Consider the following 13311-nt stretch of genomic DNA (forward strand, 5'->3'; position numbering starts at 1 on the left):
CCGCCCCAGCGCAGGTGGCCGCGGCCTGGTGGCGTCAAGCGCCCTTGGCCGCCGTCACCAGCCTCTCAGGCGCCCTCGGGCTTGATCTGCGCGCGCGCGATCACGGGCTTCCAGCGCGCCTGCTCGCTCAGGATGAAGGCCTCGAACTCGGCAGCGCTGCTGCCCACGGCCAACGCCGTATCGGCCGAGAGCTTGTCCTTCACGACGCTGCCCTTGGCCGCCTTGACGGCCTCGGCCTCCAGCTTGGCGACGTTGGCCCGGGGCCACTTGGCCGGCGCCAGCAGGCCATACCACTGCGTCATCTCGAAGCCCTTGTAGCCCTGCTCGGCCACGGTGGGCACGTCGGGCAGCTGCGGCAGGCGCTGCGCCGTGCCGGTGGCGATGCAGCGCAGCTTGCCGGCCTTGATGAAGGGCAGCAGCGCCGGCGCGCCGACCGATGCCGCCTGCAGCCGGCCGGACATCAGGTCCGTCAACATCGGCCCGGTGCCGCGGTAGGGCACGTGCACGACGAAGGTGTTGGTCACCATCTTCAGGTACTCGAAGGCCAGGTGCCCGGCGCTGCCATTGCCAGCCGAGCCGTAGTTAAGCTGGCCGGGCTTGCCCTTGGCGTAGGCCACGAAGTCCTTCAGGTCCTTGACCGGCAGGTCGGGGTGCACCACGTACAGGCTGGGCACCTTGGAGACCAGCGTCACGGGCACGAAGTCCCTGGCCGGGTCGTAGGGCAGCTTGCTGAAGATGTAGGGGTTCACGGCCAGCGTGCCGATGTGGCCCAGGATCAGCGTGTGGCCGTCTTCGGCATTGGCCACCTCCTGCATCGCGATGTTGCCGGCCGCGCCGGGCTTGTTGTCCACGAACACGTTCTGGCCGATGGTCTTGGCCATCTCGCCCGCGATGGAGCGGGCCACGATCTCCGAGCTGCCACCGGGAGCGAAGGGCACGACCAGGCGCAGCGGCTTGGCGGGCCAGGGAGTCTGGGCGTGGCCGAGCCAGGGCGCGCCGGCGAGCGTGGTGGCCAGGCCCTGGGCGAGAAGGTGGCGGCGCGAAAGCGCCAGGTGGGGCGGGTTGTGGGGTGCGGGCATGTCTTCTCCGGGGCGGCCGGATTGGCCGCAAGGGGATGGTACGGCCGGTTCCACGCGAGGCACCCGGGCTTGCGCCGGTGCGGCGCGCTGTCCCACCCCTGGTGCGCAGCGCGGGCCGCACAGTGGCTGCATGACCGATCCCCGCAATGTCGCGCACGACAAAAAAGTGCACCAGGAAAAGAAACACCATGGCGAGGCCATCGCGCCCGATGCCGAGCACACACCGCAGCCCGGCAAGAAGCCGGCGCTCAAGCACCCGCAAGATGGCGCAGAAGCGGCCGGGAGTGGCGAAACCGCCGGCTCCTGAGCGCAACGCGCCCGGACTGCCACCGCTGCGCACGCCGGACGGACGCTACCTCGTGGTGCGTGGACGACTCTGGCGCGCGGCCGACCCGGCCCTGCCAGCGGACCAGCATGAGCGCCTGGTCCACGCGCTGATGGCGGCACGCCGCGCCGTCGGCGTCGCCCTGCGCGCCCACGACACCGCCGCACTGCGCGCCGCACGTGATGACGTCGATGCCGCCAAGCAGGCGCTCGGCGAGCGCGGGGCCGTGTGGTGGACCGATGGCGCACCCGACTGGAACCGCCATCTGGTGCGCAACACGCCGTATGCGGAGTGGCACCGCGGGCTGGTGGGGGACACCGGTCGCTGACGCGCGCAGCACGCGTCGTGCCGCTCAGTCGCTGGGCGGCTGCCCCAGGATCCAGGCTGCGAGCAGCTCCGCATCGGCCTGGCTCACCTGCGGCTGGCGCGGCATGATGACATTGCCCCAGGTGCCCACCGAGCCCTGGCGGATCGTCTGGCGCAGCCTGGCCGCTGCGGCCGGGTCGCCCCGGTAGCGCGCGGCGATCTGCGCAAAGCCGGGCCCGACGAATTTGGTGACCATGCCGTGGCAGCGCATGCACCCCAGCGCCTCGCTGCGCAGTGCGGCCTCGCTGGTCTCGCGCGAGCAGCCCGTCAGCGCCGACAGCAGCACCAGCACCGCCAGCCCGCAGCGCAGACCCATCGGCGCCGTGGGCCTGCACGGGTGGCAACGCCTGGGGGCATCGGTCTTGCGCATCGACCCCACGATACCCGCATGCGCAGCGCCGCCGATCTTGCGCACAATCGCCGCTGCCCCCGGGCACGGCTGCGCAGCCTTGCGCAGCCAGCGACATCCACCCTCGAACTGGCGCCCAAGGCGCCCCAGGAGACACACGTGTTCAACCACATCATGGTCGGCAGCAACGACATCGAACGGTCCAAACGCTTCTACGACGCCGTACTCGGCACGCTGGGCGCGGGCGAGCCGGTGCGCAACGTGGCGGGCTCGGGCCACACACGGCTGTTCTACCGCCACGACGGCAGCAGCTTTTGCATCAGCGAGCCCATCAACGGCGAAGCGGCCACCTGCGCCAATGGCGGCACCATCGGCTTCAAGTGCGGCTCGCCCGAGCAGGTGCAGCTGTTCCATGAAACGGCCGTGGCGCACGGCGGCACCTCGATCGAAGAGGAACCGGGCCTGCGCAGCGGCGCCATGGGGGCCTTGTACCTGGCCTATGTGCGCGACCCCGATGGCAACAAGCTGTGCGCGATCCACCGGCCCAAGGCATGAGCACGCTGCAACCGGTGCTGCTCGTGCCCGGCCTGCTGTGCGACGCCATGCTGTGGGCGCCGCAGGTGCAGGCCCTGGCCGACGTGGCCGACTGCTGGGTCGCCGACCCCACACGGCACGACAGCATCGAGGCCATGGCGCGTGACGCGCTGGCCACCTGCCCGTTCGAGCGCTTCTCGCTGGCCGGCCTGTCCATGGGCGGCTATGTGGCGATGGCGATCTGGCGCCTGGCGCCTGAGCGCGTGCAGCGCCTGGCGCTGCTGGACACCAACGCACGGCCCGACACGCCCGAGGGCAGTGCCCAGCGCCGCACGCTGGTGGCCCGCGCACGGGCCGAGGGCCTGGCCGTGGTGGCCGAGGCGCTGCTGCCCAAGCTGGTGTGGCCGCAGGCGCCGCAGCACGCCGGTCTGGCCGCCGTGGTGCGCAGCATGGCGCGCAACACGGGCGTGGAGGCCTTCGCGCGCCAGCAGCAGGCCATCATCGGCCGGGTGGACCAGCGCGAGGCCCTGCGCGGCGTGGCCTGCCCCACGCTGGTGGCCTGCGGCGCCGACGACGTGCTGACGCCGCCGGCACTGCACGAGGAAATGGCGGCGCGCATCCCAGGCGCGCAGCTGCGCACGTTTGGCGCCTGCGGCCACCTGAGCCCGCTGGAGCAGCCGCAACAGGTCAGCCTGGCTCTGCGCGACTGGCTGCAGCGCTAGCGCTTGCGAGCGCCGCGGCCAGCGTGCCCGCCGCGGCGTCGAAGTCGTAGCCGTCGATGGCGCTGGCGATCTCGGCGCAGGCCGGGCCGATGGCCGTCTCCAGCGATGCGCGGTGCTCGGCGAAGTAGCTTGCGGCATCGCTGTCGCTCTGCTCCAGCAGGCTGTGCAGCCGTGCGGCGATGGCGGCGATGGCGGCGCTGTCCTGGCCGTTCGTGCCTGGCGCCGCGGCGGCGGGCGCCGCCGCCGGCAAGGCCGCCACCAGCGCGGCGGTCAACGGGTCCAGCAACTGCGCCAACTGCGCCAGTGCCGGCTCCAGCGCGGGCAAGGTGACGCCCGCGCCGATGGCCAGCTCGACCTCGGCCGCCTGGGCCTGCAGGGCGCCCGCCCCGAGGTTGCCGGCCAGGCCGCGCAGCGTGTGGGCCAGGCGTCTGGCCAGCGCGGTGTCGCCGGCCTGCAGCGCGCTGCGCACCTGCGCGGGCACGCGGTCCTGCGTGCGAGCGAACTTGCCCAACAGCTCCAGGTACAGCGCCTGCTTGCCCAGCATGCGGCGCAGGCCCTGCGCCATGTCCAGCCCGGCGATGCCCTCGGGCAGGGCCGGCGCTGCGGCGCCGGGGTCGGCCGGCGGTGCCTGCGCCTGCTCGGGCATGGGCAGGCCGGCGCGCGGGCGGATCCATCGGGCGAGCGCCTGCCAGAGTTGTTCGGGCTCGATCGGCTTCAGGACGAAGTCGCTCATGCCGGCGGCGGCGCACAGGTCGCGGTCGGAGGGCATGGCGTTGGCCGTCATGGCCAGGATGGGCATGGCGTCGTGCACGGGCTGCCGGCGCAGCAGACGGCTGGCGGCCAGGCCATCCATGACAGGCATCTGCATGTCCATCAGCACCACGTCGTAGGGTTGGGCGGCAGCCTGCGCGCGGTCGGCCATGGCCACGCCGATGGCGCCGTCGGCCGCCACGTCCACCTGGAAGCCGGCCTGCTGCAGCATTTCGCAGGCCACCTGCTGGTTGAGCGCGTTGTCTTCCACCAGCAGCACGCGGGCACCGCGCAGCCCGGCCAGCGCGGCCATGGCGTCGTCGCCATGGCTGCGCCCGTCGCGCTGCGGCTGCCCGGCGCGGCCGAACACGCGCAGCATGGCCTCGACCAGCGTGGAGCCGCTGACAGGCTTGACCAGCACCACGCCGATGCCGACCTGCATCGCCTCCTGCGAGACGTCGCCATGCGCGGTGGCCATCATGAGCCGCGGAGGATGGTCCAGCCCCAGCGCCTGGATCTGCACGGCCGCCTGCAGGCCGTCCATGCCGGGCATCTGCCAGTCGAGCACCACCACTTCGTAGGGCTGGCCCTGGGCATCGGCCTGGCGCACCGCCTGCACCGCGGCGCTGCCGGACAGCGCGGTGGCGACCACGAAGCCCTGGTACTGCAGCATCTGAGACAGCACCTGCGCAGCGTTCTCGTTGTCGTCCACCACCAGGACGCGGCGCCCGCGCAGGTCGATGGGCGGCTGCGTGCCGCGCACCCGGCGCGCGCGCAGGCCCACCTGTGCGGTGAACCAGAAGGTCGAGCCCCGGCCGGGCCTGCTCTCCACGCCGACCTCGCCACCCATCAGGGAGGCGAGCTTTTTGCTGATGGCCAGGCCCAGGCCGGTGCCGCCGTACTGGCGCGTGGTGGAGCTGTCGGCCTGCTCGAAGCTCTGGAACAGCCGGCCGATCTGCTCTGGCGACAGGCCGATGCCGGTGTCGCGCACCTCGAAGCGCAGCATGGCCTGGCCACCGTCCTGCGAGAGCAGGCGCACGGCGATGCCGACCTCGCCCGCATCGGTGAACTTGACGGCGTTGTTGGCGTAGTTGATGAGCACCTGCGACAGCCGCAGCGCATCGCCCGTGAGGCTGTGCGGCACCTGGGGCGGCAGGTCGCAGATCAGCTCCAGGCCCTTGGCCTGGGTCTTCACGCCGATCAGGCTCACCACGCTGTCCAGCAGCTCGTCCAGCTCGAACGGCGCGTGCTCGATGGTCATCTTGCCGGCCTCGACCTTGGAGAAGTCCAGGATGTCGTTGAGGATGCCCAGCAGGTGCTGGCCGGACTGCTGGATCTTCTGCACGTAGTCGCGCTGGCGCGGCGTCAGCTCGGTCTTGAGCGCCAGGTGCGACATGCCGATCACCGCGTTCATCGGGGTGCGGATCTCGTGGCTCATGTTGGCCAGGAAGGCGCTCTTGGCGGCGTTGGCCGCGTCGGCCGCTTCCTTGGCCCGGCGCAGCTGCTCCTCGGCGGCCTTGCGCAGCGTGATGTCCATGCTCATGCCGCACACCGCCCAGATGGCACCGCTGGCATCGGGCAGGCCGAACTTGTAGACCTCGAAATGGCGCGGGCCGTCGGGCGTGGACAGGCTGACGTCGTAGGGGAGCGGGATGTCGCCGTTGAAGGCTTGCCGGTCGGCCTCGTGCACGGCGGCATCGCCGCTCAGCGGCCCGATGAAGTTGTCGTAGCTGCGGCCGACCAGCGTCTCGCCGGGGTAGCCCACGCTGGCGGCGTAGGTGGCGTTGTGCATCACGCAGACGTTGTCCCGGCTTTTCACGAAGATGGGCAGCGGCGCGTTGTGCAGGACGGCCTGCAGCGTGGCCTGGCTCTGGCGCAGCTCGCCGGTGCGCGCGGCCACCTTGGCCTCGAGCTGGCTGTAGAACTGCGCGTTGTCGTAGGCCGCGGCGAACTGCGCGCCCAGCAGGCGCAAGGTTTCCAGTTGCGTGTCGTGCAGCGTGGTGGCGGCCTGGCAGTTCTCCAGGTACAGCAGGCCGACGGTTTCGCCGCGCAGCACGATGGGCAGCGCGGCGATGGACTTCGCGCCGCGCGCCTGCAGCGCGTGGTCGTGCGAGAAACGCGGGTGCGCGCGCACGTCGGCCAGCACCAGCGGCTGGCCGCCCTGCGCCAGGGTGTGCTGCACGGCAGCCGGCACCTGCAGCAAAGCCTCGCCTTGCGCCGTGCCGTCGCCGTCGGCCACGCGCTGGCGCGCCGGGTCGAATGCCGCCAACGGGCGCCACTGCTCGCCGTGGCGCCAGCACAGCACGCCGTATTCGGCGGCGGCGTACTGGCGCAGCAGGCGCAGCAGCACGCGCAGCAGCTGGGCCGGGTCACGCTCGGCGACCAGGGCCTGGCCGGCACGGGTCACAGCCTCCGCGTCGATGCCGCGCTCGGCGTGGGCGCCGGATTCTTCGCCCCCGGCGGCCCGGGCACTGAACAGCGGCAGCAGCGCGTGCGTGTCCGCGTGCCGGGGCAGGCCACGCAGCCGCGCCGCCTGGCCCGTGGCGCCCCAGCGCTCGAACGCCAGCAGGGCCTGCGCCAGGTAGAGCGCGGCGGCGCGCTGCAGCCCCTGTGCGCCGTGGCAGCGGGCCGCCAGCTCGCAGGCGATGGCCTGGTGCCACGGCCGGTGCGACGAGGCATCGATGGCGGCCTCGAACCGGCGCGCGGCGCCGGCAAAGTCGTCCAGCGCCCAGGCACGCATGGCCTGCAGCAGCTGCGCCATGTGGGCGAAGTTGTGCGGCGCATCGGCGGCACGCTCGTCGAGCCACTGCGCGCGCTCGGCGATCTCGGCCAGCGCCTCGTCACGCGCGATGCACGGGCTGGCCTGCACCACCGCGTGGCACAGCGCCAGCGCGCGCAGCCAGTGGTACAGCGCGTAGAAATAGTTGTTGCGCAGCAGGCGCAGCGGCGGTGCCTGGGTGACATCGGCCAGCAGGCGGTCCCAGTCACCGCCCAGCGCCGCGGCCACCAGGTGGTAGACGGTGTGGTGCAGCCGCGCATAGGCACTGCGCGCGATGCGCTCGCGCAATGCCTCGTCCACGCTGTCCAGCGTGGACAGGCGGCCGCATGCGTAGTCGGTGAGCCACTGGAACACGCCCAGGCTGCCCTGGCTCATGCTGTCGCGCAGGCGGCGCGACAGGGCGGTGGCGCGCTCCAGCGGCGCGTCCATGCCGTCCAGCTGCGGCGCGGTCTCGAAGGTGGCCGACAGTTCCCAGACCAGGTTTTCGGCCAGCGTGGACTGGTCGCCCATGGTGTCGGCCAGGTGCTCGATCTGGCGGTAGTGGGCGAAGCGCGCCTCCAGCGGGTCGCAGAAGCTGGAGACGACGTTGGCATGGCGGTACAGCGCGCGGCTGGCGCTGCGCTCGTCGGACAGGGACGGCACCAGCCGCACACCGATGCGGCCCAGGCGGCAGCCCAGCGCGTAGTCGTTGCGCAGGGTGGCCAGGGGCGTGAAGGCGCCGGTGAGCGCCTCGGGCAGGCCGAGGAAGCTGCCGCGCTCCAGGCCCAGGCGGATCATGCGCAGGCAGCACCACGAGCCGCTCTGGTGCTGGTCGGTCATGGGGTTGAGCTGGGCCACGATCAGGAGCGCGGTGGCGGCCTCCAGCGGCGCGTCGTCCATGGGCAGCAGCGCGTCGAACAGGTGGTCGCCGCCGGCCGCCATGCGCGATTGCAGCTGGTCGAGCTCGAACTCCATGGCGCCGCGCCATTCGTCGGGGCCGGGTGAGGGCAGGCCCAACCGCCGGGCGCCGTCCAGCGCCAGCGCGATGGACTCGGCGTTGCGCCCGCGCAGGAACAGCGTGCGCGCCTGCAGCAGCACGGCGCTGTGCACGGCCAGCGGGTCTTCGTCCAGGTCACGCGCGAGGCCAGCGAACAGCGGGTCCATCTCCTCGAAGCGCGACTGCGAGAACAGCGCGGCATGCAGCAGCATCGCCATATCGCGCGTGCGGGCGCCGTCGGCGGGCAGCATGGCATCCAGCGTGCGCGTGCCCTGCAGCAGGCGCACCGCATGCTCGCTGGCGCCCTGGGCCAGTGCGTCGCGGCCGGCGCGCAGCATGAGGCCCATGGCGCGGGCGCGTTCGTGCAGGTCACCCTGCACATCCACCAGGCTGTGCAGCGCGGCCAGGTAGTGGCCCGCCGCAGCGGCCACGCCCGGCGCACCGGTGCGGGCCTGGCGCTGCCACATGACGCGCGCCAGGCCCAGGTGCCAGCGCTCGCGTGCCGGCGCATCGAGCAGTGCGAGCGCGGCCTCCTGCATGCGGTCGTGGCAAAAGCGCAGGGCACCGACGCTGCCGGGTTCGTCGTCCAGCGCTGTGCTGCTGCCCACGATGGCGCGGCGCAGCAGCGGCAGCAACTGCTGCTCGAGCGTGGCAGGCGTGACCTGGCGCACGGCGGCCAACGCCTCGATGTCGATGGCGCCGTCCAGGCAGGCACAGCCGCCTGCCAGGTCCTGCGCGTCGGCCGGCATGCGGTGCAGTTCGGCGATCAGGCCGGCGACCAGGTTGTCGGAACTGGGAAGCGCGGCCACGGCGTGCGCGTCCCACTGCCATTGGCCGTCCGTGCGCTGCAGGGCATGGGCGTCGAACAGCCGGCGCACGTAGTCGAGCACGAAGAAGGCATTGCCGCCGGTCTTGGCGTGCAGCGCCTCGGCCAGCGGCGCCAGCGCCTCGGGCGTGGCGTCCAGCACGTCGGCCAGCAGGTCGTGCAGGTCAGCCGCGGCCAGGCCGGCCACACGCACGTCCAGCAGCTCGGTACCGGCCTCGCGCAGGTGCGCCAGCATGCGGCTGAGCGGATGCGCGGCATCGACCTCGTGGTCACGGTAGGCGCCGATCAGCAGCAGCGTGCCGCGGCTGTGCTCCTGCGCGATGGTCTCCAGCGCGGCGAGCGAATCGGCGTCGGCCCACTGCAGATCGTCGATGAACAGCACGCACGGCGCGCCGGCATCGCGCAGCGTCTCGCACAGCGCGGCCAGGGCCTGGCGCATGCGCACCAGCAGCGGGGCATCGGTCTCCACGTCGTCGGGGGGCGTGCCCTGCGGCCACAGGAGCTGGGCGAAAGCCGGCACGGTGCGGGCCAGCAGCGCGGCGTTGCGGCCCAGGCGCTGCACCAGGCGCGCGCGCATCGCGTCCAGCCAATCAGGCGGCTCGGCGCGCCAGTATTCGGTGACGCCGCCCAGCGCCTCGGCCAGCCCGCTGAAGGGCTGCAGGCGGCGGAACTGGGTGTACTTGCCGGCCGCGACCAGGCCGCGCCGTGCGCTGATGGCCGGCACCAGGGCCTGCACCAGCGCCGACTTGCCGGCGCCCGAGTAGCCGCGCACCAGGGCCACGCGGCAGCCCGTGCCATCTGCGGCCAGCGCCGCCTGCAGCGTGGCCAGCGCGGCTTCGCGGCCGAACAGGCGCGAGGGGCGCGTGGGCTGTGTGCGGTGGTCGTGCGCCCCGGGCGTGAAGTCGCGTGCGCCGTCCAGGCAACGCTGCAGGTCCTGCCGCAGGCCGTGGGCCGACTGGTAGCGGGCGTCGGGGTTCTTGGCCAGCAGCTTGTCCAGCAGCGCGGACAGCGCCGGCGGCACGGCCGGGTTCAGCAGCGCGACGGAGACTGGCGGCTGTGTCAGCACGGCGTGCAGGAGCGCCAGCGGCGCGGTCTCGGTGAACGGCGCACGGCCGGCCAGCACCCAGTAGGCGACGGCCCCGAGCGCGTAGTAGTCGGCCCGGTAGTCGACGGCGCGGGCCATGCGGCCGGTCTGCTCGGGCGCGCCGAAGGGCTGGGCCAGCTGCTGGTCGCCCAGGTGGCGCAAGCCGGCGTCGATGTGCTGCTGCGCGGCAGCATGGCTGAAGTCCAGCAGCCCGGCCGCGCAGCCGTCGGCCAGCACCAGCACGTGGTCGGGCGTCATGCGGCCCACGAGCACACCGCGCGCGTGCACGTGTTCGAGCAGTCCGAGCAGCGACAGCATGCCGCGCAACACGGCCGGCACGTCGGCCCGCAGGCCGGCCGCTACCTGGCGCAGCGGCTTGCCGGGCAGGCGCGTGTGCACCAGCCATTCGCCGGCGCCGTCGACCTCCAGCAACTGCGGCACGCCGGCGATGCCGCTCAGCAGGCCGAGGATGCGGCCCTCGTTGCGCAGTTCGGCACTGCGCCCGCGGCCGGGGCGCATGGCCTTGCGCTGGGCGGGCACCAGGGCCTCGCCCCAGAGCAGCTCGCTGACCGTGTAGCGCGCGCCTTCGAGGGCAGACGCGGACGGCAACGGCTGGTGCGTTTCGACCAACATGGCATCGCAGGTGGTGGCAATCGGGATGCGATCGAGCCCGTGGCCATCAGCTGGCTACGGATTGAACAAACTGAACGATAGATTGGCACAAACCGATAACGACCGCTACCTGCCAGAAAACACATGGCAGGCGGCGCGCGGATGGCACGGGTCGACGGGCGGCCACCGCTCGCTCAGACGCCGAAGCCGCCGGCGAACGCATGCCGCAGATAGGCCACGAAGGCCTCGACCGCGCGCGGCACGTAGGGCGAGTACGGCCGGATCGCGTACAGCGTCTCGCTGAACGGCCCCTCCACCTTCCAGAGCGGCAACACCGGCTGCAACTGCCCGCCGCGCAGCGCGGCCTGGGCGCTGAAGTCGGGCACCAGCGCGATGCCGAGGCCCGCCAGCGCGGCGTCGCGCAGCGCCTCGCTGTTGTTGGCCGCGAACGCCCCGGCCACGGGCACGACCTGGCGCTCGGCGCCGCGCAGCAGCGTCCAACCCGCCACCTGGCCGGCGCGCGGGTAGTGCAGGCAGTCGTGCGTGCGCAGGTCATCGGGCGCGGCCGGCACGCCGCGCCGGCGCAGGTAGGCGCGGCTGGCGACCAGCAGCGACTGCGTGGCCGCGAGCGGCCAGGCCACGTGCGTCTCGGGCGGTGCGGCCGTGTGGCGCACGGCGAGGTCGAAGCCCTCCATGGCCAGGGTGCGCAGGCCGTCGGACAGGTCCAGCTCCAGCCGCACCTGGGGGTGGGCACGCAGGAACTCGGGCAGGCGCGGCACGAGTTGCTGGCGCGCGAACGCGACGGGCGCCGTCACGCGCAGCGGGCCGTGCGGCGCGGCGGCCAGGTCGCGCACGGTGGCAAAGCTCTGCTGGATCTGCGCGAAGGCGCCGCGCGTGCCGTCCACCAGGCGCTGGCCGGCCTCCGTCAGCCGCACGCTGCGCGTGGTGCGCTGCACCAGCGGTACGCCGGCGGCGCGCTCCAGTTCGGTGATGCGCTGGCTCATGGCGGCCTTGCTGATGGACAGGCGCGCGGCAGCGGCCGTGAAGCTGCCATGCTCGCCCAGCACGGCCAGGCTGTGCAGGTGCGGCCACAGGGCGTCGAGCTTGTCGGGATTCATGGCAAGCATTGTTCAGCAGACTGAACAATCAATTCAAGGCTGCGGCCTGTACAAGCGCGCGCGGGCTTCCTAGACTGCCGGCTCCTCACCTCTACCCTAAGCGAGACACCATGAAGCGCGACCTGCCCGCTACCCCCGCCTTTGTCGACAGCGCCGAAGTGGCGCACTTCATCGGCGGCCAGCCCACCCCCGGCCAGGGCACGCGCACGCAGCCGGTCTTCAACCCCGCGCTGGGCACCGAGGCGCGCCAGCTGCGCCTGGCCGCACGCGAAGACGTGGACGCGGCCGTGGCCGCCGCGCAAGCCGCTTTCCCGGCCTGGGCCGATACGCCGCCGATCCGCCGCGCACGCGTGCTGAACAAGTTCCTCGAACTCGTGAACCAGCACAAGGATGAACTCGCCGCCATCATCACGGCCGAGCACGGCAAGGTGTTCACCGACGCGCAGGGCGAGGTCTCGCGCGGCATCGACATCATCGAGTTCGCCTGCGGCGTGCCGCAGCTCTTGAAGGGCGACTTCACGGACCAGGTCTCCACCGGCATCGACAACTGGACGCTGCGCCAGCCACTGGGCGTTGTGGCAGGCATCACGCCGTTCAACTTCCCGGTGATGGTGCCGATGTGGATGTTCCCCGTCGCCATTGCCGCCGGCAACACCTTCATCCTCAAGCCCAGCGAGCGCGACCCATCGGCCTCGCTGTTCATCGCCAAACTGCTGCAGCAGGCCGGCCTGCCGGACGGCGTGTTCAACGTGGTGCAGGGCGACAAGCTGGCCGTGGACGCGCTGCTGGAGCATCCGGATGTGAAGGCCATCAGCTTCGTGGGCTCCACACCGATCGCGCAGTACATCTACGAGACTGGCGCGCGCCACGGCAAGCGCGTGCAGGCCCTGGGCGGCGCCAAGAACCACATGGTGGTGATGCCCGACGCCGACATCGACCAGACCGTGGACGCGCTGATCGGCGCCGGCTACGGCTCGGCGGGCGAGCGCTGCATGGCGATCTCGGTCGCGGTGCTGGTGGGCGACGCGGCCGACAAGGTCGTGCCGATGCTGGCCGAGCGCGCGAAGAAGCTGGTCATCAAGAACGGCATGGAGCTTGACGCCGAGATGGGCCCGATCGTCACGCAGCAGGCACTCGAGCGCATCGAGGGCTACATCGACATCGGCGTGCAGGAAGGCGCCGAGCTGGTCGTCGACGGCCGCGGCCACAAGGTCGAGGGCCACGAGCAGGGCTTCTTCACCGGCGGCACCTTGTTCGACAAGGTCACGCCCGAGATGCGCATTTACAAGGAAGAGATCTTCGGCCCGGTGCTGGCCTGCGTGCGCGTGCCGGACCTGGCCACCGCGGTGGAGCTGATCAACGCGCACGAGTTCGGCAACGGCGTGGCCTGCTTCACGCGCGACGGCAACGTGGCCCGCGAGTTCGCGCGGCGCATCCAGGTCGGTATGGTGGGCATCAATGTGCCGATCCCGGTGCCCATGGCCTGGCACGGCTTCGGCGGGTGGAAGAAGAGCCTGTTCGGCGACATGCACGCGTATGGCGAGGAGGGCGTGCGCTTCTATACGAAGCAGAAGTCCATCATGCAGCGCTGGCCGGAGAGCACGCCCAAGGGGGCGGAGTTCGTGATGCCCACGGCAAAGTAACCGCTCCGGCGCGGCCCGATTCCGAGAATCCGAGACGTGTGCACCATGTCAGTTAACGTGTTGATTGCGCTCCATCGAATCGACATCATTTTTTGACATTTGTTCGTATACATAATGAAAACGGCGGCAAAATGCCGCCGTGTACACA

9 protein-coding genes are annotated in these 13311 nt (G+C 71.9%); 5 read left to right on the forward strand and 4 right to left on the reverse strand.

From position 1 onward, the window contains the following. Positions 1-65 precede the first annotated feature (65 nt). Positions 66-1079, reverse strand: a complete 1014-nt coding sequence (locus ASF43_RS09410; RefSeq protein ID WP_056179487.1) for a tripartite tricarboxylate transporter substrate binding protein — start codon at positions 1077-1079, stop codon at positions 66-68. Between the two features lie 130 nt (positions 1080-1209). Between ASF43_RS09410 and ASF43_RS31365 the strand changes: the two genes are divergently transcribed. Both ASF43_RS31365 and ASF43_RS09415 read left to right on the forward strand, forming a co-directional pair. Beyond that, positions 1210-1386, forward strand: coding sequence for a hypothetical protein (locus ASF43_RS31365; RefSeq protein WP_200932486.1), 177 nt, complete (start codon positions 1210-1212; stop codon positions 1384-1386). 55 nt (positions 1387-1441) lie between these two features. Next, complete coding sequence (locus ASF43_RS09415) at positions 1442-1732, forward strand: hypothetical protein (RefSeq protein WP_235578194.1); 291 nt, start codon at positions 1442-1444, stop codon at positions 1730-1732. 24 nt (positions 1733-1756) lie between these two features. Here ASF43_RS09415 and ASF43_RS09420 read toward each other — a convergent pair whose 3' ends face one another. Continuing rightward, positions 1757-2086: a c-type cytochrome gene (locus ASF43_RS09420; RefSeq protein WP_056179490.1), complete on the reverse strand. Its 330-nt coding sequence runs from the start codon at positions 2084-2086 to the stop codon at positions 1757-1759. A 192-nt stretch (positions 2087-2278) separates the two neighbouring features. On the opposite strand from ASF43_RS09420, the gene ASF43_RS09425 reads away from it, so the two are divergent. Both ASF43_RS09425 and ASF43_RS09430 read left to right on the forward strand, forming a co-directional pair. After that, positions 2279-2674 carry a VOC family protein gene (locus ASF43_RS09425; protein WP_056179712.1) on the forward strand — a complete coding sequence of 132 codons (396 nt, stop codon included), beginning with the start codon at positions 2279-2281 and terminating at the stop codon, positions 2672-2674. Beyond that, positions 2671-3375, forward strand: a complete 705-nt coding sequence (locus ASF43_RS09430) for an alpha/beta fold hydrolase (protein WP_056179493.1) — start codon at positions 2671-2673, stop codon at positions 3373-3375. Before ASF43_RS09425 ends, ASF43_RS09430 begins: the two co-directional genes overlap by 4 nt. Here ASF43_RS09430 and ASF43_RS09435 read toward each other — a convergent pair. Both ASF43_RS09435 and ASF43_RS09440 read right to left on the reverse strand, forming a co-directional pair. Beyond that, positions 3341-10423 carry a response regulator gene (locus ASF43_RS09435; protein WP_056179497.1) on the reverse strand — a complete coding sequence of 2361 codons (7083 nt, stop codon included), beginning with the start codon at positions 10421-10423 and terminating at the stop codon, positions 3341-3343. The two genes, ASF43_RS09430 and ASF43_RS09435, sit on opposite strands and share 35 nt — an antisense overlap. A 173-nt stretch (positions 10424-10596) precedes the next feature. Further along, positions 10597-11529, reverse strand: coding sequence for a LysR family transcriptional regulator (locus ASF43_RS09440; protein ID WP_056179500.1), 933 nt, complete (start codon positions 11527-11529; stop codon positions 10597-10599). Positions 11530-11630: 101 nt separating this feature from the next. Here ASF43_RS09440 and ASF43_RS09445 point away from each other — a divergent pair, with 101 nt between their 5' ends. Next, positions 11631-13163, forward strand: coding sequence for a CoA-acylating methylmalonate-semialdehyde dehydrogenase (locus ASF43_RS09445; RefSeq protein WP_056179503.1), 1533 nt, complete (start codon positions 11631-11633; stop codon positions 13161-13163). The last annotated feature ends 148 nt before the right edge of the window (positions 13164-13311 follow it).

It is taken from the genome of Pseudorhodoferax sp. Leaf267 (genome assembly GCF_001422405.1).
Taxonomy (GTDB): Bacteria; Pseudomonadota; Gammaproteobacteria; order Burkholderiales; family Burkholderiaceae_C; genus Pseudorhodoferax.